22 protein-coding genes are annotated in these 21,079 nt (G+C 68.0%); 7 read left to right on the forward strand and 15 right to left on the reverse strand.

Going from position 1 to position 21,079, the window contains the following annotated elements; genetic code table 11:
- Positions 1–125: 125 nt before the first annotated feature.
- The 5 genes from OG474_RS40555 to dop all read right to left on the reverse strand — a co-directional run bounded on the left by OG474_RS40555 (position 126) and on the right by dop (position 4,302).
- Positions 126–740 (reverse strand): NUDIX hydrolase, encoded by a 615-nt coding sequence (locus OG474_RS40555; RefSeq protein ID WP_405058974.1) that lies wholly within the window; start codon positions 738–740, stop codon positions 126–128.
- The gene (prcA, locus tag OG474_RS40560) at positions 737–1,621 is read right to left on the reverse strand and encodes a proteasome subunit alpha (protein ID WP_405058975.1); all 885 of its coding nucleotides are present in this window, start codon (positions 1,619–1,621) and stop codon (positions 737–739) included. The genes OG474_RS40555 and prcA overlap by 4 nt, the downstream gene beginning before the upstream one ends.
- A 31-nt stretch (positions 1,622–1,652) precedes the next feature.
- Positions 1,653–2,495, reverse strand: a complete 843-nt coding sequence (gene prcB / locus OG474_RS40565) for a proteasome subunit beta (RefSeq protein ID WP_405058976.1) — start codon at positions 2,493–2,495, stop codon at positions 1,653–1,655.
- Between the two features lie 8 nt (positions 2,496–2,503).
- Complete coding sequence (locus OG474_RS40570; protein ID WP_132168923.1) at positions 2,504–2,713, reverse strand: ubiquitin-like protein Pup; 210 nt, start codon at positions 2,711–2,713, stop codon at positions 2,504–2,506.
- Positions 2,714–2,781: 68 nt separating this feature from the next.
- The gene (gene dop / locus OG474_RS40575) at positions 2,782–4,302 is read right to left on the reverse strand and encodes a depupylase/deamidase Dop (protein WP_405058977.1); all 1,521 of its coding nucleotides are present in this window, start codon (positions 4,300–4,302) and stop codon (positions 2,782–2,784) included.
- Positions 4,303–4,383: 81 nt separating this feature from the next.
- On the opposite strand from dop, the gene OG474_RS40580 reads away from it, so the two are divergent.
- Entirely contained in the window at positions 4,384–4,875 is a 492-nt protein-coding gene (locus OG474_RS40580) for an NUDIX hydrolase (RefSeq protein ID WP_405064666.1), read from the forward strand.
- Here the strand turns inward: OG474_RS40580 and OG474_RS40585 are convergent.
- The gene (locus OG474_RS40585) at positions 4,872–5,204 is read right to left on the reverse strand and encodes a hypothetical protein (RefSeq protein WP_405058978.1); all 333 of its coding nucleotides are present in this window, start codon (positions 5,202–5,204) and stop codon (positions 4,872–4,874) included. The two genes, OG474_RS40580 and OG474_RS40585, sit on opposite strands and share 4 nt — an antisense overlap.
- Before the next feature lie 96 nt (positions 5,205–5,300).
- Here OG474_RS40585 and OG474_RS40590 point away from each other — a divergent pair, with 96 nt between their 5' ends.
- On the forward strand, positions 5,301–5,582 hold the full coding sequence (locus OG474_RS40590) for a hypothetical protein (protein ID WP_405058979.1): 282 nt from the start codon (positions 5,301–5,303) through the stop codon (positions 5,580–5,582).
- 26 nt (positions 5,583–5,608) lie between these two features.
- Here OG474_RS40590 and arc read toward each other — a convergent pair whose 3' ends face one another.
- From arc to OG474_RS40610, 4 genes are all read right to left on the reverse strand, one after another.
- Complete coding sequence (gene arc / locus OG474_RS40595) at positions 5,609–7,351, reverse strand: proteasome ATPase (protein WP_405058980.1); 1,743 nt, start codon at positions 7,349–7,351, stop codon at positions 5,609–5,611.
- A 69-nt stretch (positions 7,352–7,420) separates the two neighbouring features.
- Positions 7,421–8,389, reverse strand: coding sequence for a tRNA (adenine-N1)-methyltransferase (locus OG474_RS40600; protein ID WP_405058981.1), 969 nt, complete (start codon positions 8,387–8,389; stop codon positions 7,421–7,423).
- A gap of 50 nt (positions 8,390–8,439) precedes the next feature.
- The gene (locus OG474_RS40605; protein WP_405058982.1) at positions 8,440–9,597 is read right to left on the reverse strand and encodes a site-2 protease family protein; all 1,158 of its coding nucleotides are present in this window, start codon (positions 9,595–9,597) and stop codon (positions 8,440–8,442) included.
- 48 nt (positions 9,598–9,645) lie between these two features.
- Positions 9,646–10,491 (reverse strand): intradiol ring-cleavage dioxygenase, encoded by an 846-nt coding sequence (locus OG474_RS40610; protein ID WP_405058983.1) that lies wholly within the window; start codon positions 10,489–10,491, stop codon positions 9,646–9,648.
- A gap of 114 nt (positions 10,492–10,605) precedes the next feature.
- On the opposite strand from OG474_RS40610, the gene OG474_RS40615 reads away from it, so the two are divergent.
- From OG474_RS40615 to glpK, 4 genes are all read left to right on the forward strand, one after another.
- The gene (locus OG474_RS40615; protein WP_405058984.1) at positions 10,606–11,493 is read left to right on the forward strand and encodes a RecB family exonuclease; all 888 of its coding nucleotides are present in this window, start codon (positions 10,606–10,608) and stop codon (positions 11,491–11,493) included.
- Positions 11,494–11,536: 43 nt separating this feature from the next.
- The gene (locus tag OG474_RS40620) at positions 11,537–12,283 is read left to right on the forward strand and encodes an ABC transporter ATP-binding protein (protein WP_405058985.1); all 747 of its coding nucleotides are present in this window, start codon (positions 11,537–11,539) and stop codon (positions 12,281–12,283) included.
- A gap of 115 nt (positions 12,284–12,398) precedes the next feature.
- Positions 12,399–13,157: an IclR family transcriptional regulator gene (locus tag OG474_RS40625; protein WP_405058986.1), complete on the forward strand. Its 759-nt coding sequence runs from the start codon at positions 12,399–12,401 to the stop codon at positions 13,155–13,157.
- Positions 13,158–13,171: 14 nt separating this feature from the next.
- The gene (gene glpK, locus OG474_RS40630) at positions 13,172–14,680 is read left to right on the forward strand and encodes a glycerol kinase GlpK (protein ID WP_405058987.1); all 1,509 of its coding nucleotides are present in this window, start codon (positions 13,172–13,174) and stop codon (positions 14,678–14,680) included.
- Between the two features lie 25 nt (positions 14,681–14,705).
- Here the strand turns inward: glpK and OG474_RS40635 are convergent, their stop codons facing one another.
- Positions 14,706–15,641 carry a trypsin-like serine peptidase gene (locus OG474_RS40635; RefSeq protein WP_405058988.1) on the reverse strand — a complete coding sequence of 312 codons (936 nt, stop codon included), beginning with the start codon at positions 15,639–15,641 and terminating at the stop codon, positions 14,706–14,708.
- Between the two features lie 247 nt (positions 15,642–15,888).
- Between OG474_RS40635 and OG474_RS40640 the strand changes: the two genes are divergently transcribed.
- The gene (locus OG474_RS40640) at positions 15,889–16,260 is read left to right on the forward strand and encodes a hypothetical protein (protein WP_405058989.1); all 372 of its coding nucleotides are present in this window, start codon (positions 15,889–15,891) and stop codon (positions 16,258–16,260) included.
- 64 nt (positions 16,261–16,324) lie between these two features.
- On the opposite strand, the gene OG474_RS40645 is transcribed toward OG474_RS40640, so the two are convergent.
- The 4 genes from OG474_RS40645 to OG474_RS40660 form a co-directional block, all read right to left on the reverse strand.
- A complete protein-coding gene (locus tag OG474_RS40645) occupies positions 16,325–16,918 on the reverse strand; it encodes a flavoprotein (RefSeq protein ID WP_405058990.1) in 594 nt (197 codons plus the stop codon).
- A gap of 788 nt (positions 16,919–17,706) precedes the next feature.
- Positions 17,707–18,507 (reverse strand): GNAT family N-acetyltransferase, encoded by an 801-nt coding sequence (locus OG474_RS40650; RefSeq protein ID WP_405058991.1) that lies wholly within the window; start codon positions 18,505–18,507, stop codon positions 17,707–17,709.
- An 18-nt stretch (positions 18,508–18,525) separates the two neighbouring features.
- Positions 18,526–19,332 carry a GNAT family N-acetyltransferase gene (locus OG474_RS40655; RefSeq protein WP_405058992.1) on the reverse strand — a complete coding sequence of 269 codons (807 nt, stop codon included), beginning with the start codon at positions 19,330–19,332 and terminating at the stop codon, positions 18,526–18,528.
- A gap of 7 nt (positions 19,333–19,339) precedes the next feature.
- Positions 19,340–21,052, reverse strand: a complete 1,713-nt coding sequence (locus OG474_RS40660; RefSeq protein ID WP_405058993.1) for a glycerol-3-phosphate dehydrogenase/oxidase — start codon at positions 21,050–21,052, stop codon at positions 19,340–19,342.
- Between the last annotated feature and the right edge of the window lie 27 nt (positions 21,053–21,079).

A 21,079-nucleotide genomic window follows, 5' to 3' on the forward strand; every position in this document is an offset into this window, starting at 1 on the left:
GGTTGAGGCGTGCTCAAGGCGGACGACTGCGCGTGGCTTTGGGCACCCATCGACCACTTGGACCCGGCGAAAACGGTTGGTGGGTGCTCAAGGCGGCGGGGTGCACCGGCCGCGTGGGTGGTCTGTTAGAGGAGGTTGGCGTGGTCCAGGGCTTGGTAGGCGGTGTCGGTGCCGGTGGTGGCGCCGGGGGTGCGGAGTTCGGCGCGGAAGGCGGCGACGGTGAGCTCGACGGGGACGCAGTCTTCGGCTTCGTCGAGGTTCTGGGTGCCGTTGGGGCGGCAGCCGCGGGCGATGGCCACGTATTTGCGGAAGGTCGAGGAGGTGCCGGCCCAGAGCCAGCCGACGACCTCGATGCTCTCGCAGGTGTAACCGGTCTCTTCTTCGAGCTCGCGGGCCCCGCCAACCGCGGGATCCTCGCCGGGCTCGATCAGGCCGCCGGGCAGGTTGGTGACCACGCTGTCGGGCCCGGGACGGAACATCCGGATCGTCACGATCCGGCCCTCCGGCGTGAGCGGCAGCACGGTGACACCGGCCGCGACGGCTCCCGCGGACTCCGGGCCGGTGACGTCCCAGTCGACCTCGTGACCGTTCGGCATCCGGTAGCGGCGGACCTTCACCGTCAGGAACCGCTGGTAGGCGACCTTCTCCCCCAGCAGCTCCCAGGGCTCCGGGTCGGGGGCCCGAGACGACTCAGCCGCCACGTCGGACGTGGCGGCTGAGTCCAGCGATCGGTCCGTCACAGCGGACGGGTGTCGTCGGGATCCTCCGGCGGCGCGATCGGTGCGTCGTCATCGGAAGCCGACTCCGTGACCGAAGAGGCCGACGTAGGCGAGGTGGCCGACGTGGCCGTGGTCTCCGCCGTGGTGGCGTCGGCGTGCTCGGCGGCCTCCGCGGCGGTGGCCTCCTCGATGTCGGCCGACGGCTGGGACTCGGACAGGATCCGGGCCAGCGTCTCCTCGGAGATCCGCTTGAACTTCCGGACCTGGGTGCGGGTCCGGTCCAGTACGGCGACCTCGAGCTGGTCGGAGGTCAGCTCGCGTGGCTCACTGCTGTCGTGCCCGAGCGCGTCGACGGCCAGTCGCAGCGCGCCGGCCAGCGAGATGCCCTCGCGGTAGTGCTCGCCGACATACTCCGCGACCTGCTCGGCCTGGCCGCCCATCACCGCGTACCCCCGGACGTCGGCGATCGAGCCGTCGTACGTGAGCCGGTAGATCTGGTCGTCGGCCGTGGTCGCGCCGATCTCGGCGACCAGGATCTCGACCTCGAGCGGCTTCTCGCCACCGGAGGAGAAGATCGCGCCGAGGGTCTGCGCGTACGCGTTGGCCAGCGCCCGGCCGGTGACGTCGCGCCGGTCGTAGGAGTAGCCCCGCATGTCCGCCAGCCGGACGCCGGCGATCCGCAGGTTCTCGAACTCGTTGTAGCGGCCGACCGCCGCGAACGCCATCCGGTCGTAGATCTCGGCGACCTTGTGCAACGCGGGCGAGCGGTTCTCGGCGACGAACAGGATGCCGTCGGCATACTGCAGCGCGATCGCGCTGCGGCCCTTGGCGATGCCCTTCCGGGCGAAGTCCGCCCGGTCGCGCATCAGCTGTTCTGGGGATACGTAGAACGGCGTGCTCATCGAAGGTGTCGTCCTCTATCAGTCGATGGGATCAGGTCAGGGACGCCGTGGCGGGGCCGTCGGGGCGCTCGTGGCGCTGCGCCCAGGCCGCGTCGACCAGCGTGGCGACCTCGTCCTCGGGCAGCCGCTGGTAGCCGTCGGCGGTGACCACCCCGATCACCGGGAAGATCCGCCGCAGCATGTCCGGACCACCGGTGGCTGAGTCGTCGTCGGCGGCGTCGATCAGCGACTGGATCGCCACCGTCGCGCACTCGGTCGCGGACAGGTCCTCGCGGTAGAGCTTCTTCAGCGCGCCCCGGGCGAACAGCGAGCCCGAACCGACACTGTGGAAGTGGGTCTCCTCGTAACGGCCGCCGGTGGCGTCGTAGGAGAAGATCCGCCCGCCCTTGAGGTCGTGGTCGTAGCCCGCGAACAGCGGCACCACGGCCAGCCCCTGCATCGCCATCGCCAGGTTGCCCCGGATCAGCGCGCTCAGCCGGTTGGACTTGCCGTCCAGGCTGAGCGTGGTGCCCTCGAGCTTCTCGTAGTGCTCGAGCTCGACCTGGAACAGCCGGACCATCTCGATCCCGAAACCGGCCGATCCGGCGAACGCGACCGCCGAGTACTCGTCGGCGGGGAACACCTTCTGGATGTCCCGCGACGCGATGATGTTGCCCATCGTGGCCCGCCGGTCGCCGGCCATCAGCACGCCACCCGCGAAGGTGGCCGCGACGATCGTCGTACCGTGCGGGACCTGGTCGGAGAAGTCGGCCTGCCCCAGGCTGCGCCGTCCGGGCAACAGGTCGGGCGCGTGCCCGGCCAGGAAGTCCATGAACGACGTGCCACCTGGGGTCAGGAAGGCTTCCGGCAACCGGCCGGAGGCGTCAAATGTCATCGAGCGGTTCACTCCCCACCCTTTTGCACGAACCCGCGGACGAACTCCTCGGCGTTCTCCTCGAGCACCTCGTCGATCTCGTCGAGGATCGAGTCGACGTCGTCGTCGAGCCGTTCCTTGCGCTCGGCCACGTCTTCCGACGTCTTCGCCTGCTCGACCTCTTCCTCGGTCGTCGAACGCTTCGGCTGCTTGTGCTGCTGCCCGCCGTCCTTCGCCATCGCACACACCTCCTAGAACCGCAGTGGAGAAGACGCCCAACCGCTTCTCCGTGCTTCTAGGAGCGACCCTACCCGGCGGCACCCCCAGTGATGGTGCGAACCAGGTCACTCGCGGTGTCGCACTGGTCCAGAAGGGCACCGACATGGGCCTTCGTGCCGCGTAGCGGGTCCAGGGTCGGGATCCGTTGCAGCGACTCCTTGCCCGGCAGATCGAAGATCACCGAGTCCCAGGAGGCGGCCGCGACCTGGCCCGCGTACTGCTGCATGCAGCGGCCGCGGAAGTAGGCGCGGGTGTCGGTCGGCGGGTGCGAGACCGCCATCCGGATCTCCTCGTCGGACACGATGCGCTGCATCCGGCCGGAGTTCACGAGTTTGTAGTAGAGACCCTTGTCCGGGCGCAGGTCGGCGTACTGCAGGTCGACCAGATGCAGCTTCGAGTCGTCCCACTCCAGGCCGTCGCGGTCGCGGTAGGACTGCAGGAGTTTGTACTTCGCCACCCAGTCGAGCTGGTCGGCCAGCTTCATCGGGTCGGTGGCGAGCTGGTCGAGCACCGACTCCCAGCGGTGCAGCACGTCCTTGGTCTGGCGGTCCGCGTCGTCGCCGTACTTGTCCTCGACATACTTGCGGGCCTGCTCCAAGTACTCAGTCTGCAGCTGGACGGCGGTCAGCTTGCGACCGTCCTTGAGCGTCATCAGATGCGTGCAGGTGGGGTCGTGGCTGATCTCGTGCAGCGCGGTGACCGGGCGGTCGACGCCCAGGTCGTCGGTCAGCCAGCCGTCCTCGATCATCGCCAGCACCAGCGACGTCGTCCCGACCTTCAGGTACGTCGAGATCTCGGACAGGTTCGCGTCGCCGATGATCACGTGCAGGCGGCGGTAGCGGTCCGGATTCGCGTGCGGTTCGTCGCGGGTGTTGATGATCGGCCGCTTCAGCGTCGTCTCCAGGCCGACCTCGACCTCGAAGTAGTCCGCCCGCTGACTGATCTGGAAACCGTGCGTGCCGCCGTCCTGGCCGATCCCGACCCGGCCCGCGCCGGTGACGACCTGGCGGCTCACGAAGAACGGCGTCAGGTGCCGCACGATCGACGCGAACGGCGTCGAGCGGCGCATCAGGTAGTTCTCGTGCGACCCGTACGACGCGCCTTTGTTGTCGGTGTTGTTCTTGTAGAGGTTCAGCTGCGGGGCACCGGGGATCTGCCGGGCCTGCCGCGCGCCCTCCATGATCACGAGCTCACCGGCCTTGTCCCACACCACCACGTCGCGCGGGTTGGTGCACTCGGGCGCCGAATACTCCGGGTGGGCGTGATCGACGTACAGGCGGGCGCCGTTGGTGAGGATGACGTTGGCCAGGCCGGTCTCCTCGTCGGTGAGCTGGCTGGAGTCGGCCACCTCCCGGCTCAGGTCGAAGCCGCGCGCGTCCCGCAGCGGGTGCTCCTCGTCGAAGTCCCACCGGGTCTTGCGCGCCAGTGGCTGCGTCTGGGCGTACCCGTTCACCACCTGGCTCGAGGTCAGCATCGGGTTGGCCCCCGGCTGGCCGGGCACCGAGATGCCGAACTCGGTCTCGGTTCCCATGATCCGCCGCACACTCATGCTTCCGAGCCTACGCGGTTGCGCCCCCAAATCGGGGTGCTTTGTCCACAGGCACCGTGTGAGACTGCCCGCGTGGACGAAATGGTCGCGATTCTCAGTGCCGACAACGTCGTCATCGATGCCCAGCCGCGTTCGGTGATGCGCCGCGACAACCTGCGCCACTCCGCGACCGGCGTACTCGTCCGGAATCCGGCCGGTGACATCTACGTGCACCGCCGGACCGCCACCAAGGACGTCTACCCGTCGCACTACGACTTCATGGCCGGCGGCGTCGTGGCGGCCGGTGAGGACCCGTACGACGCGGTCGTGCGCGAACTGGCCGAGGAGCTCGGCATCAGCGGCGTCGACCTGGTGAAGCTGCCCGAGGGCGACTACGCGGACGACGCCACGACGTACCACGCCTATCTCTACAGCTGTGTCTGGGACGGCCCGATCCAACACCAGCCCTCGGAGGTCGCGTGGGGCGCCTGGATGTCCCCGGCCGAACTGATCGCCAAGCTGGACGACCCCTCATGGCCAGTCATGCCCGACACCGCCGCTCTGGTCGGTCCGCTGGTGAGGTCGTTCCGCTAGCGGCGGCGGCCCCAGGAGCGGGCGAGGTTGATGCCGACCAGACCGGCCCAGCTGACGACCACGCCGAACGGGCCGATCATGTTGGCGGAGATCGCGGTGATCGGGATCGCGACGCCCATCGAGACGATCGCCAGAGCCAGGCCGCCCGGGTCCTTCTCGCGGCTCGGGTTCGCCGGCGGCGGCACCGGTACGGGAAGTGCGGTGGCCCGGCGCTGGGCGTCGAGCCGTTCGAGGAAGCCTTCGATGATCTCGGCTTCGTACTCCGGACCCAGCTCCTGCCGCGCCGCCACCGCTGCCCGCAGGTCCTTGCGCACATCATCCGTCGCCATATCGATCACGGTAGGACCGCCGGGCCTCCGGAGATATCGGGGGAAACCCCCACCCTTCCCCTGCCCCTCGGCGGCACCCCTGAGAGACTCCTCCGCGTGCGTCGAGAAATCATCAGAACCGCAGTCCGAACCGTCGCCTGGACGATCGGTGTCCTAGGAATCCTGTACGCCGTACTGAGCGCCTACTGGCTCGTCGGAGGCACCTGGCTGCTCGCCACGCTCGGCACCGACCTGGACCGGTGGTTCCGGCCTCGTGAGCTGCTCGTGCTGGCCGGGCTCTGGCTCCTCGTACTCGCCAAGGCCGGCCTCGCCACCGTCGCTCCCCTGGCCGTCGACCGCCGCTACGCCCGAACGACGAACCGCCCCGACACCCAGTAGGTGCCGAGGCGGTTCGTGAACACGTCTTACAGGTACTGACCCGTGTTGGTCGCGGTGTCGATCGACCGGCCGGGCTCGGTGCCTTGCTTGCCGGAGATGAGCGTCCGGATGTAGACGATCCGCTCGCCCTTCTTGCCGGAGATCCGGGCCCAGTCGTCGGGGTTGGTCGTGTTCGGGAGGTCTTCGTTCTCCTTGAACTCGTCGACACACGCCTGCAGCAGGTGCTGCACCCGCAGACCCTTCTGGTTCTCGTCCAGGAAGGCCTTGATCGCCATCTTCTTGGCCCGGTCGACGATGTTCTGGATCATCGCGCCCGAGTTGAAGTCCTTGAAGTACAGGACCTCCTTGTCACCGTTGGCGTAGGTGACCTCGAGGAACCGGTTCTCGTCGGCCTCGGTGTACATCCGCTCGACGGTGCGCTGGATCATCCCGTTCACACAGGACGCCCGGTCACCGCCGAACTCGCCGAGGTCGTCGGCGTGCAACGGCAGCGTGGTGGTCAGGTACTTCGAGAAGATGTCGCGGGCGGACTCGGCGTCCGGCCGCTCGATCTTGATCTTCACGTCCAGCCGGCCCGGACGCAGGATCGCCGGGTCGATCATGTCCTCACGGTTCGAGGCACCGATGACCAGGACGTTCTCCAGGCCCTCGACACCGTCGATCTCGCTCAGCAGCTGCGGGACGATGGTGTTCTCGACGTCGGAGGAGACACCGGATCCGCGGGTGCGGAACAGCGAGTCCATCTCGTCGAAGAACACGATCACCGGCATCCCCTCGGACGCCTTCTCCCGGGCACGCTGGAAGACCAGGCGGATGTGCCGCTCGGTCTCGCCGACGTACTTGTTCAGCAGCTCCGGACCCTTGATGTTGAGGAAGAACGACCTGCCCTCGACACCGGTCTTCTCGGCGACCTTCTTGGCCAGCGAGTTCGCCACCGCTTTCGCGATCAGCGTCTTGCCGCAGCCGGGCGGTCCGTACAGCAGGACACCCTTCGGCGGCTTGAGCTCGTGCTCCAGGAACAGGTCCTTGTGCAGGTACGGCATCTCGACCGCGTCCCGGATCTGCTCGATCTGGCCCGCCAGACCGCCGATCTGGGTGTAGTCGATGTCCGGCACCTCTTCGAGGACCAGCTCCTCGACCTCGGACTTCGGGATCTTCTCGTACACATAGCCGGAGCGGGGCTCCAGCAGCAGCGAGTCGCCGGTGCGCAGCGCGATGTCGAGCAGCGGCGAGGCGAGCCGGACGACCCGTTCCTCGTCGGCCTGCGCGATCACCAGTGCCCGCTCGCCGTCGGCCAGCAGTTCCTTCAGCATCACCACGTCGCCCACGACCTCGAAGTCGCAGGCCTCGACCACGTTCAGCGCCTCGTTCAGCATCAGCTCCTGGCCGAGCTTGAGCTCGTCCAGGTCGATCGACGGGCTGGCCGCCACCCGGAGCTTGCGGCCCCCGGTGAACACGTCCAGCGTGTCGTCGTCGTTGCGGCCGAGGAAGGTGCCGAATCCGGACGGCGGTTGCGCCAGCCGGTCGACCTCCTCCTTCAGGGCGATGATCTTCTCTCGCGCCTCCCGCAGCGTGTCGGCCAGCCGCTCGTTCTGAGCGGTGACACTCGCCAAGGAGGCCTGTGTTTCGGACAGCCTGCTTTCGAGCGACCGGCTGTCAGCCGGGTGCTCCAACAACCGACGCCGCAACGCTGCGACCTCGGCCTCCAGGTACCGGACCTGGTTACGCAGCTCTGCCGCGGTAGGACTCTCGTCTCCAGCCACGATCATCACCTCACCATGTGGGGCTCGACCCTATGGACCTTACCCAGAAAACCGGTCCGGGCAAGCTGAATCCCATCACGTGTCGGTTGCGGATGAACCGCTTGCATTCGACACATCTTCAACAGCGTCGTTATTTGGTTCACCGCGACGGGGGCCCGTGTAGTCGTCGCCGTACGCGCCCGGTGCCGGCCGGCGCTTCTTGCGGGGTGCCTGAACCCCGTGCGCCATCCGTCGGGCAGTGACCAAGAAGGCGGTGTGACCTTGCATCCGGTGTCCCGGACGAACCGCCAGACCCTCCACGTGCCAGTCTCGCACGAGTGACTCCCACGCGCGCGGCTCAGTGAATTCGCCGTGTGCCCGCAACGTCTCGACGAAACGGCTCAGCTGGGTCGTGGTGGCGACGTACGCGCACAGCACGCCGCCGGGGCTCAGGGCACCGGCCGCGGCCTCCACGCACTCCCAGGGGGCCAGCATGTCCAGGACGATCCGGTCGACGTCGGTCTCGTCGAGTTTCTCGACCAGGTCACCGACCTCGAGCCGCCACGCCGGGTGCTCGGCGCCGAAGAAGCCGGTCACGTTCTTCCGCGCGACCTCGGCGAAGTCCTCGCGCCGCTCGAACGAGATGACCTGGCCGTGGATGCCGACCGCCCGCAACAGCGCGGTGGTCAGCGCGCCCGAACCGGCGCCCGCCTCGACCACCTTCGCACCCGGGAAGATGTCGGCCATCGTCACGATCTGCGCGGTGTCCTTGGGATAGATCACCGCGGCGCCCCGCGGCATCGAGACCGAGTAGTCGGCCATCAACGGGCGCAGGGCGAGGTACTCGACGTTGCCCTTGGAGCGGATCACGACGGCGTCCGGGCCGTCGATCAGCTCGTCGTGCTCGATCCCGCCCTTGGTGGTGTGGAAGACCTTTCCGCGCTCCAGGAACACCGAGTGCCGGCGGCCCTTGGAGTCCTGCAGGGTGATCCACTCCCCCGCTTGCAGCGGGCCGTGATGGACCCCGGAGAACGCCTGATCGGGAAAGTCGCGCAAGTCAGCCATAAGGCGCTCACCTTAACTTTCGGTACGGCGGCGCCCGTCACTGAGGGTCGTCAGCGGCCGCGGAAGGCCCGCTCGATGTCGGCCGTCGCCAGTACGCCGTACACGCTGCCGGCCGCGTCGAGGACCAGGTACTCCGACGCCGGGTGCTCGCGCAGCGTCTTCAGGATCTCCTCGCCGGTGTCGTTCACCCCGATGATGTGGCCCGCGCCGATCCGGGTCGAAACCTCGCTCACCGTGGTCCACGGACGCTGGTTCTCGGCCACCGCGGCAACCGCGTTCTCGGAGACGAGTGCGTGCGGCTTGCCGTCGCCGTCGATGACGACGACTGCACCGGCCGACGACGCGCCGGCCATCCGCACCGCCTCGGACAACGGCGTGTTCGCATGTACGGCGATCGCGCGGCGAGCCATCGTCCGCACCTGCAGGGTGGGCAGCTTGTGCCGCAGCCGCGCGTTCATCAGCTGGGCGGTCGAGCCCATGTAGAGGAAGAACCCGACGGCGAGTGCGATCACGAAGTCGATCAGCGTCGGCTGCCGGCCCCACATCTCCTGCAGCATGACGGGCAGCGCGAGCACCAGGATCGCCATCACCCGGCCGCCCCAGGCGGCCACGATGGTGCCGGTGTGCATGTTGCCGGTGAACTTCCAGACGATCGCCCGCAGCACCCAGCCGCCGTCCAGCGGCAGGCCGGGCAGCAGGTTGGTGGCGCCGACGATCAGGTTCGCGACCGCGAGCTGCCACAGCGCGATGTACACGACTCCGCCGTCATCGACCGCACGCGAACCGACGAAGGCCAGTCCGCCGACCACGAGGGACGCGATCGGCCCGACCACGGAGACCGCGAACTCCTCGAACGGCGTCTTCCGCTCACCCTCGATGTGGGTGCCGGCCGCGAAGAACCCGAGGTTGATCTCGGACACGCCGATCCCGAACCTCAAGGCCATCAGCGCGTGCGCGAGCTCGTGCACCAGGATCGACAGCGTGAACGCGACCACGAAGGCGAACGCCGCCGCGTAGCGCCAGACGCCGATCTCGGGGAACTGCTGGCCGATCACCGCGGAGAACCCGAACGCGAGCAGCATCGCCACCGGCAACCAGGTGAACCGCATCGTGAGCCGGATCCCCCGGATACGACCGAGTACCCAGGTTCCGGGCGGCGGTGGGCCGGCCGACTGGGCGGGGCTCTGGGGCTCACGCTGTTCGGACATCACCCCAACGCTACTGGTCCAGCGGTAACAAGCTGCTACCTACCCACGTCACACGCCGACGGTGAGCCGCGCGGTGTAGCCCTTGACCGCGTCACCGGCGACCGCCGCGAGCTGGTGGACGCCGTCGTCGTCGCCGAACACGTTGTCGTCGGCAAGCGGCGTACGGCGCAGATTATCCGCGCTCCCGTCGTACCCGGTGGTGGCGTAGACCGCCGTACAGACGTTCTCGGGGAAGGCGAGTTGTGAGGTGGCGCTGATCTTTCCGGCGGCTGTGGCCTCGGTGAGGCTCGCGTAGACCTCGAAGTGGACGTGCGGCCACCGGCCCGGGTACGCGGCCGGGAAGATCGTCGTGAAGGTGATCTTGCCGTCGGCGTCGGTGGCTTGGACACCGCGCAGGTAGTTCTCGTTGGTGACGCCCTCGGAGTAGAGCGAGTAGCGGCCTTGCGCATCGCAGTGCCAGACATAAACAGCAGCACCGGTCAGGGGCGTGTCTTTGTCCGCGTCCAGGATGGTCAGCTCGACAGTCAGCGGTACGCCGGTCGCCGTACCGGACGCGGAGCCGAACGACTTGGTGATGTCGCTGCGGACGATGCCGGATTCGGTGAGGACGTTCGGGCCGTTCGAGCCGTCACCCGGGTAGGGGCCGGCCGTCTCGGCGGGGATTTCGTCAACGCCCGCGGTGGACGTGGACGGAGTGCTCGACGTCGACGGAGTGGTCGAGGTTGCGGGAGTGGCCGACGTTGCTGGAGTGGTCGAGGTTGATGGGGCCGGGTCGGGGGCGCAGCCCGCGACGGCGACCAGGCCGGCACCGGCGAACAGGCTCAGGACCTGCCGACGGCGCAGCGTGCCGAGGTCGTACTCCAGGCCGAGATCGTGTTCACGTGGCGGCTTCATATCAACAGCCTGGCAAGCCGGACCGATGGTTGACCGAAAGTCCGCTGGGAATTGTCTGGGAGCCGGGAAGCCCTTTTGGCGGAAAGTGTCCATGGCCTCGCCTAGGGTTTCGGTATGAGTGTTGCGGTCGAGGTTCCAGTGAGCGGGCATCCCCGGGGGGCGTTGTCGCCGTCCCGTGCGGCCGATTTCATGAGCTGCCCGCTGAAGTACCGCTTCCGGGTCGTCGACCGGCTGCCGGAGAAACCGTCGTCCGCGGCCGTGCGCGGCACGGTCGTGCACGGGGTGCTGGAGCGGCTGTTCGATCTTCCGCGCGGTCAGCGGACGCTGGAGCACGCTGCCGAGATGCTCGAGCCGCAGTGGCAGCAGGTGCTGGAGGCCGAGCCCGAGGTGGCCGAGCTGTTCGCCGAGGACGCCGACGGCCAGGAGCTCGCGAGCTGGTTGGCCGAAGCGCACAAACTCCTCGGGAAGTACTTCGCCCTCGAGGACCCGAATGCCTTGGAGCCCGCCGAGCGCGAGCTGTATGTCGAGACCGAGCTCGAGTCGGGCCTGGTGCTGCGCGGCTATGTCGACCGCCTCGATGTCGCGCCGACCGGCGAGATCCGGGTGGTCGACTACAAGACCGGCCGGTCGCCGTCGGAGTTCTTCGAGGCCAAGGCTTTGTTCCAGATGAAGTTCTACGCGTTGGTGCTGTGGCGGATGCGCGGCGTCGTGCCGGCGATGCTCCAGCTGGTCTACCTGGGCAACGGCGAGATCGTGCGCTACATCCCCGACGAGGCCGACCTGCGCGCCTGCGAGCGGAAGGTCACGGCTCTGTGGAAGGCGATCAGCCACGCGCTGGAGTCCGGTGACTGGCGGCCGAGCAAGGGCCCGCTCTGCGACTGGTGCGACTACAAGCCGCTGTGCCCGTCCTGGGGCGGCACCCCGCCACCCCTGCCCCGACGAAGCGTCGAAGAGGTCGCAGTCGAGTCCGCCGGCGTCGACCTGATCAGCGCCGACGGCTGACCGCAGCCCGCCAGCGGAACTTGCACTCGATACGGTTCGTCGGATGAGCGTGAATGAAGCTGCTGTGCGGGCCGTCGGCGTGACCAAGCGGTACGGCGCCGGTCAGACGCAGGTCGACGCGTTGGTGGGGCTCAGCGCGGAGTTCGGCAAGGGCCAGTTCACCGCGATCATGGGGCCGTCGGGGTCGGGCAAGTCGACGCTCCTGCATTGCCTGGCCGGTCTGGACCAGCCGACGTCCGGGCAAGTGTTCATCGGCGATGTCGAGCTGAGCGGGCTGGCCGACGATCAGCTGACTCATCTGCGCCGCGACCGGATCGGCTTCGTCTTCCAGGCGTTCAACCTGGTTCCGACGCTGACAGCGTTCGAGAACATCACGCTGCCGATCGATCTCGCCGGGCGGACGCCGGATCGCGAGTGGCTCAGAACGGTCATCGACTCGATCGGTCTGAGTGACCGGCTGAAGCACAAGCCGTCCGAGCTGTCCGGTGGCCAGCAGCAGCGCGTCGCCTGCGCCCGCGCTCTCGCGTCGCGGCCGGATGTGGTCTTCGCCGACGAGCCGACCGGCAATCTCGACTCGCAGTCGTCGGCCGATGTGCTCGGCTTCCTGCACCAGTCGGTGCGCGAGTTCGGGCAGAGCGTGGTGATGGTCACCCACGATCCGACCGCGGCGTCGTACGCGGATCGGGTGTTGTTCCTCGCCGACGGCCGGCTGCGCTCGGAGCTGCCCGACCCAACAGCCGAGGCCGTAGTCGACACGATGAAGAGTCTCGATCCGGCCATAGCCGGCTGAGATCGAAGTACTCACTGCGGTCTGGCCGTCACGCCGTGCAACCCGGTTGAACGTCCTGCGCGGCCATCGCCAGTGAGTAGCAGCCAGGCGGTGGTTTCACCGGTAGCCTGCGGGTGTGCCGGGCAGCGTGCAGTCCATCGAGCGGGCTGCGGCCGTGCTCCGCTTGCTCGCGGCCGCCCCGAACGGGCTCGGCGTCGCCGATGTCGGCAACGCACTCGGCCTGGCCAAGACAACCGTGCACGGCATCCTGCGGACGCTGCATCAGGTCGGGTTCGTCGAGCAGGACCGCAGCGGTGCGCACTATCACCTCAGCGACGCCTTCGGCCGGCTCGGCGAGAGCTACCTCGACCCGAACGAACTGCGCAGCCGCGCGATCAACTGGGCCGACTCATTGGCCGCTCGCAGCGGCGAGGTCGTGCGCGTCGGCCGGCTCGTCGAGAGCAAGGTCGTCGTCGTCCATCACGTCTTTCGCCCCGACGACAGCGACCAGGACCTCGACGTCGGTACGACGTTGCCGCCGCACGCGACCGCATTGGGTAAGGCCGTGCTCGCGTACGACGCGAGCGGTGTCGCCAAGCCCAAACGTCTCGAGGCCTTCACCACCCGGACCATCACCGACCCGGCCCGGCTCCTCGAGGAACTGGCCACGGTCCGCGGCCGCGGGTGGGCCGGCGAGTTCGAGGAGCACACCATCGAGACCGCTGGGATCGCCGCACCGATCCGCGGACTCGGCGGCCTGGTCGTCGGCGCGGTCGGCCTGACCGGCCGGATCGAACGGATCTGCGACAGCCGTCTGCGGCACCGTACCGATCTCGTCACCATGGTCCGCGCCACCGCCGAGGCCATCGCGCGCGACCTGCGGGGAGACTCCTGAAATGGCTGACCTGAATGGCTGAGCAGTACGTCGCGGCCGTCGACCAGGGCACGAACTCGACCCGCTGCATCCTGTTCGACCGGCGCGGCCGGCTCGTGTCGGTGGCGCAACGCGAGCATCGCCAAGTCTTCCCCAAACCGGGATGGGTCGAGCACGACGCCGCCGAGATCTGGCGGAACGTGACCCGAGTGGTTCCCGCCGCGCTGCGCCAGATCGGCGCGGCACCGAGTCAGATCGTTGCCATCGGCATCACCAATCAGCGCGAGACCAGCCTGCTCTGGGACCGCGCGACCGGCCTCCCGATCGGCAACGCCGTGGTCTGGCAGGACACCCGCACCGACCGTCTCGTCGCCGAGCTGGCCGGCGACGAAGGCCCGGACCGGTTCGCGGACCTGTGTGGCCTGCCGTTGAACACCTACTTCTCCGCGCCGCGTTTGAAGTGGATGCTCGACCACACCCCCGGTCTGCGGGCGCGCGCCGAACGTGGCGAGGTGCTGTTCGGCACCATGGAGACCTGGCTGATCTGGAACTTCACTGGTGGTGCGAACGGCGGCCTGCACGCGACCGACGTCACGAACGCCAGCCGGACGATGCTAATGAACATCGCCACGCTGGAATGGGACGACGAGCTGCTCGCGGCGTTCGACGTACCGCGGGCTGTCCTGCCGGAGATCCGGCCGTCGTCCGGAGTCTTCGCCACCGCCACCGAGGTGCTGCCCGGTGTCCGGATCGGCGCCGCGCTCGGCGATCAGCAGGCCGCGCTGTTCGGTCAGACCTGCTTCAGCGCGGGCGAGGCGAAGTGCACCTACGGCACGGGCTCGTTCCTGTTGCTGCACACCGGCCAGGAGATCGTCCGCTCCAAACACGGCATGCTCACCACGGTCGCCTACCAGATCGGTACCGAGCCCGCGTCGTACGCGCTCGAAGGCTCGATGGCCGTCACCGGCTCCCTCGTCCAGTGGTTCCGCGACGGCCTCGGCCTGATCCACACCGCCGCCGAGATCGAGACGCTGGCCCGCACGGTCGACGACAACGGCGGCGCCTACATCGTCCCGGCCTTCTCCGGCCTGTTCGCCCCGCACTGGCGCAGCGAGGCCCGCGGAGTCATCGCCGGACTCACCGGCTACATCACCAAAGGCCACCTGGCCCGCGCCGTGCTCGAGGCCACCGGCTTCCAGACCCTCGAAGTCGTCGACGCCATGAACGCCGACTCCGGCATCGCCCTCACCGCCCTCAAGGTCGACGGCGGCATGACCGCCAACAACCTCCTCATGCAGTTCCTCGCCGACCTCCTCGACGTCCGCGTCGTCCGCCCCATGGTCACCGAGACCGTCTCCCTCGGCGCCGCCTACGCCGCCGGCCTGGCCGTCGGCTACTGGCCCGACCTCGAAGGCCTCCGCTCCAACTGGCACCGCGCCGGCCAGTGGCTGCCCGACATGGACCCCGCCCGCCGAGCCTCCGAGTACGCCAACTGGAAAGCCGCCGTCGAACGAACCTTCAACTGGATCCGCCCCGATCAGTGAACGGACCCAGCCGAAGGTTCCGGGGTCAGTCGGCGTCGGCGTTGGTGATCAGGTTGCGGAAGTCGTTCGTGAAGTACGGGCTGTACTCCTGCGACGAGTCCGAGGTGTAGCTGAACGAGTTGACGCCGTTGATGTAGGTGTTGCCCGGGTCCTGCCGGATCCACGGTCCGCCGCTGGTCCCGCCGTACATGTCACAAGCCAGCCCGATCGTGCGCGGGTCCCGGGAGTTCTCGTACGTCGTGTCGCTGCAGGAGACCAGATACCGGCCTTGGTTCACGCTGTCGGCCGGGTAGCCGAACGTGGTGCCGGCGTACGACTTCGCCGAGTTCACCGCCCAGCCCAGGCCGCCGACCACGTCGCCGAGTTGGCGGCCGTTCTGAGCGGCGACCTCGAAGACGGCGTAGTCGTAGGCCAGATCGGGCTGCGGCTGGGCCGAGAACCGGGTGATGTGCGCCTCGGTCGCGGTCCAGGTGCCCCAGGGCCGCACGTTGTCCTCGAACTCGGGGATGAAGACCAGGTTCGTCACGAACGCGTTGTTGCTGTACACACAATGGGCCGCGGTCACCACGATGTCCCGGTCCGCGCTGTTCACCGCGCTCCCGGAGCACTGATAGTTCTGGCCGGCGGACGTGAAGTAGACCTTGCCGTTGACCCGCTTGAGGAAACCGGGTGTGGTGTAGCGCTGCACGGTGCCTTGTGTCGTGTGCGCGGAGCCTTGGTCGGCCGGCCCGTTCTGGGGCATGCCGTACTCCGCGCCACCGGCCGCAGGCGTCGACCGAACACTGCCGGCAGGCACCGGCGCCGGCCGCGCAGACGCGATCCGGTCGGCCGTCCAGTACGCCGTGGTCTGCGCGGACCGGGCCTGATAGCTGTGGTTCACCGTCGCGGGCGGCGGTGCGGCCGCGACAGCAGGTGTAGCCAGTGCCACCACTGGCACCAGCGCGGCTAGGACTCTGAGCATGACAACTCCTCGACGTGGGGCGGACAACTACTGCCCTGAGTACACGCCACGTCACTGACTGCTCGCTGACATCTCGATGATTTCCCCATCGGACGGCCGGTCAATGAGCCGGTTACTGAATCCGCAAGCCTTTCGGCGGTGTTCGAAGAGCGTCGATCGTGATGTTACTTTCAAACGCTTGATACAGGGCACGTCTAATGTCCCGGGAAATACAACGAACTCGGGAGGAAATGAAATGTCTTCGACCATGAGGGTCTTGGCGGCGGTAGCACTCGGGGTGGCTTCAGTGGGCGCGGGGCCGGTGGTGGCGCAGGCTTCCACCGACAGTACGCAGGCGTTGAAGATCACCAGGATCAAATGTCATGCGCAGGAGGACAACACCGGCGCGGACGACATTTATCTGACCGTCGACGGCACCGTGATCATGAACTCGATTCAGTTCACCAACGGCGACGACAAGGACATCGCCGACATTCCGATCGAGCAGGGCAAGGTGCTGACGGTAATGGAGGGCGACTTCCCCGACGACGACGACAACCTCGGTGCCAAGCGGATCACCGGCGCCGGGAACTACGAGTTCACCGACGACGGCGCCCACTACACCGTCAGCATCGGCTGAGCCCGTCGTTCAGACACGGCAAGGACCCCAGCCGTCGCGACGGCTGGGGTCTCTGCTCCTTTGGCTACAGGCCGCCGACCGCTCGATCACTTGATCGGAGGTCCGGCGGGAGCCAGGGATGATCCAGAACCGCTTGCCAGGCAAGGTGCCACGGGAACAGGTGAATGTATTTCGCGCCCGTCCCAGGGTCGTGCTGCTTGTAGACCCCGTCCCCCACAAGAACAGTCACGCCCCATTCAGTGAGGCTCACGATGGCTGCCTGCACGGCAGGGAAGCCGATCTGTGCCCAGTTGGAGAACGGCATCGCAACCACAGGCTGCTTCTTCCCCACCGCCTCCACGAGGAAGCCCAGCGGCAACGTATCCGAGATCCCCGCCGCCCACTTGGCAAGGCTGTTGCAGGTGATCGGCGCGACGATCATGGCGTCCGCCGGCGGCAGGATGTCGGGAGCATCGGGGTCTTTGTACGAGCTTCGCACCACGTGCCCGGTCTTCGCAGCCAGCGCGTCACAATCGATGAAGCGCCGCCCGTCCGGCGAGGCGATGACGCAAACTTCCCAACCGTCGGCCTGGGCCAGGTCGACGAGCCGGCCGATATCTCGCGCAGCGGGTGATCCTGTCACCAGGGCATACAGAACTGGCGAGCGGGTCGAGGGCATGGTCGCCGTACCTCTCTCCTCAGATGCGAATGCCGCACCAGGCGGCAAACCTCGCAAGTGAGGCGGTCGATCGCTTATCACTGACGGCGAGCGACTGTACGGTCTCATGAACCTGAGGGTGATAGCGGGTCACCTGTGGCGCGACCCGTCGCGCGGCCTCGAGGGAAGCAAGCGTCCGCTTCCTGTCACCGTGCAGCAGCCAGCCCCTCGAGAGGTCAATCCAGTAGTGTCCCGAACGGCTGGGTGCCGTGCCCTCAGGAAGCCGGATCATCGATGCCCGGCTCACCGCGGTTGTTCCGTCAGCCAATTCGACCGGCACTGCTACACGATGGATGTCGATGTTCGCCAGGCCGAACTTGCTCGGTGAGTTCGACCTCACTCGGCGGAGTACCCATGGACACGTAGTACACGACGTCACATGGATCGAGCGAGTGAATTCCGCAGGTAGCGCCCTAGGCCACGCGCGATCCCCTGCTTGCCACAGGTCGCGGTGACCGCACGGTCATGAATGATTGTGCGGAGATCTGCATGCCCGGGAGTTACCGGTGGAGTTACCGGTGATGGGGGTTATTGGTGGTGAATCGGCCTGATGGTTGATGAAGTCAAGCACCTTCGCGACGGCGTGAAAGCCCAGGTCAGGTGAGGTTTGGTGACTTAATCTGACCTGGGCTGATGGTCGCAACTTCTAATCCGTTGATCGCAGGTACGAGTCCTGCCGGCCGTAGTTCCTGCATCGAGCCCCAGCCGACCTCGGCGTGCCTGAGTCGGTCGGCGGGCGTCAGGAGCGTTCAAGCCTTCCAGCGGTAGATCTGGCGGTCGTAGGCGACCTTGAAGCCGACGCGTTCCATGTTGGCCAGGGAGGAGTTGTGCTCGCCCGGTCCGGGCTTGCCGGTTTCAGAGGCGACCCAGCGGCAGCCGGCCGCGAAGGCGTCCTCGGCCCGGCGGGCCAGGATCGCCGACTGTGCACCACGCCCTCGGTACGGCGGCAGCGTCGTACCGCTGACGCACTCGCCGACCTCGCCGGTGATGACCAGGCCGCCGGTCGCGACCAGGGTGTCGCCGTCCCAGGCGCCGTACGCGGTGACGTTGGGCGCGGAGGCGAAGGCGGTGAGCAGGTCGGTCTGGTCCTTGGGGATGCCGAAGACCTCGATCTGCAGGGCCGACCAGGTCGCAGCCTCGTCGGGCTCGATCACGCCGATCCGCAGGTCGGTCGGGACCGGGTCGACGGGGCCGGCCTCGCGGACGGCCTTCACCCAGGTGCCGCCGGCAACGATGCCGTGCTCGGCGCAGATCTCGGCCCAGTTCGCCGGGAGCACCTCGGGGGCGAGGTGGAAGTTCAGCGCGCGGGCGTCGGCGGCGCGGGCGGCGTCGAGGATCTCGCCGACCAGGGCGCCGTCGATCGGTCCGTCGAATCCGAAGCCGGAGGCGCGCGACCAGTAGTCGATCGAGTCGTTGCTCATGACAACGACGATGCCCTTGCCGATCCGCTGCCCGCTGATGCCGAGCGCCTCCCGCACTGCCGGCGGGCTCTGCGTGAGCGCCCAGATCATCTCGCCTTCGGCCCGTTCCAACCGCTCAGTCAGCTCCATAACGAATACTGTAGCCAGTTAAGAAAGGCTCCAGGTCTGCGGTGTGCGATCTGTAAGCGGTGTGAAACCCAGCCGCAGCATGTTGGCCAGCGAGGGATTGTGTCCGCCGGGCTCCGGCTTGGCCGAGCCGGTGGTGACCAGGTCACAGCCTTGCGCGAAGGCGTCCGCGATCCGTCGGGTGAGCAGCGCGGACTGGGCGCCTCTCCCCCGGTACTCCGGCCGGGTCGCTCCGCTGCGCAGCCGACCGACACCGTCCACGACGTGCAGCGAGCCGGTGCCGGCGATCGTGTCACCGTCCCAGGCGGCGTACGCCGTCATGCCCGGCCAGTCGGTGTAAGCCTCGACCATGGCGCGGAAACCGTCCTCGTGCATCTGGTACGCGTCCATCTGTACCTGCGCCCAGGCCTCGGCATGCTCCGGCCCGACCGTCTCGATGCGGAGGTCGGTGGGCGCCTGCCGGACCGGCGACGCCTCGCCGACGACCTGGACCTCGGTCGGGCCAGGGGTGATTCCGAACGCCGCCGCGATGTCGTCCCAATCCGCTGGGAGGGCACTCGGCATGATGCTCAGGCTGGCCGTCGTACAGCCGGCCGCCGTCAGATAGTCCACGACCTCACCGATCACCGCCGCAGTGACCGGCCCGTCCAGACCGAACCCGGACACGCGGGACCAGAACGACAGCGTGTCCCGCGGCGCTGCCAACGCGACGACGGAACCGAAGCGCCGCCGCGTCATGCCCAGCAGCGACGGGCCGGGGCCGGAGTCGTCGCCAAAACTCCAGACGAACTCCGCCTCGGCCCGCTCGATCCGCTCAGTCAGTTCCACACGGCCATCATGCCGGGGAGACGATGTCCGGTGCCTCGAGGCGGACCTTGTCGGCCGACTCGTCGTCGGGCTGGTCCTGCGAGGCCCGCTCGGACTCGACGCGCCGCAGGTAGAACGACACCTCGCGCTCGATCGCCTTCTCGTCCCAGCCGAGGACCGGCGCCATCAACCGGGCCGCCGCCTCCGCCGCGGCGACACCCCGGTCCCAGGCCTCGATCGAGATCCGGGTCCGCCGCGCCAGTACGTCGTCCAGGTGGCGAGCGCCCTCCGCCTTCGCACCGTAGACGACCTCGGCCTGCAGGTAGTCCTGGGTGCCGGGCAGCTGCTCACCGAGCGACGGGTCCTCCTCGACGAGCGCGAGCACCTCGTCGATCAGAGCGCCGTACCGGTTGAGCAGGTGCTCGATCCGGGCCACGTGCAGACCCGACCGCTGCGCGATCAGGTGCCGCTGGTTCCACATCGCGTGATAGCCGTCCGCACCGACCAGCGGCGTGGTCTTGGTGACCGACTTCGGCACCCGGCCGTCGAGAGCCGCCGCGGCTGCGTCGATCGCGTCCTTGGCCATCACCCGGTACGTCGTGTACTTGCCACCGGCAACCACTACCAGCCCCGGCGCGGCGTGGGCGACCACGTGTTCGCGGGACAGCTTGGACGTGCTCTCCGACTCACCGGCCAGCAGCGGCCGCAGTCCGGCGTACACGCCCTCGACGTCCTCGCGGGTCAGCGGGGTGACGAGCACGGAGTTCACGTGCTCGAGCAGGTACTCGATGTCTTTGCTGGTCGCGGCCGGGTGGGCCTTGTCCAGGTTCCAGTCGGTGTCGGTGGTGCCGATCAGCCAGTGCCGGCCCCACGGGATGATGAACAGCACGGACTTCTCGGTGCGCAGGATCATGCCGGTGCTGGACTGGATGCGGTCCTTCGGCACCACCAGGTGGATGCCCTTCGAAGCGCGCACGTGGTACTGCCCGCGCTCCCCCACCATCGCCTGCGTGTCATCGGTCCACACACCGGTCGCGTTCACGACCTGCTTGGCGCGGACCTCGAACTCACGCCCGCTCTCCAGGTCCTTCGCCTGCACCCCGGTGACGCGCTCGCCCTGGCGCAGGAAACCGGTGACCTTCACCCGGTTCGCGACATGAGCGCCGTACGACGCGGCCGTCCGCGCGAGCTCCATCGTGTGCCGCGCGTCGTCGACCTGGGCGTCGTAGTACATCAGCGCACCGACCAGCGCCGACTTCTTCAGCGACGGGACCAGCCGCATCGCGCCCCGACGCGTCAGGTGCTTGTGGATCGGCAGACCGGCGCCGAGGCCCGAGCTGATCGCCATCCCGTCGTACAGGGCGACGCCGGCGCCGGCGTAGAACCGCTCCCACCAACGGTGCTGGAGCGGGTAGAGGAACGGCACCGGCTTGACCAGGTGCGGTGCGAGGCGTTGCAGGAGCAGGCCGCGCTCCTGCAACGCCTCGTGCACCAGTCGGAAGTCGAGCATCTCCAGGTAGCGCAGACCGCCGTGGATCAGCTTGCTGGACCGGCTGGAGGTACCGCTCGCGAAATCGCGCGCCTCCAGCAGTCCGGTGGTCAGGCCCCGGGTCGCGGCATCGAGTGCCGAGCCGGTGCCGACCACCCCGCCACCGACCACCAGGACGTCCAGCTCTCGTCCGTCGGCCATCGCGTCGATCGCGTCGGCCCTTGCCTGCGGTGACAGAGCTACTACCGCCACTGTGCTGCCCTTCTTTCCGATTCCGGT

This window comes from Kribbella sp. NBC_01505 (assembly GCF_045040285.1).
Lineage (GTDB): Bacteria > Actinomycetota > Actinomycetes > Propionibacteriales > Kribbellaceae > Kribbella.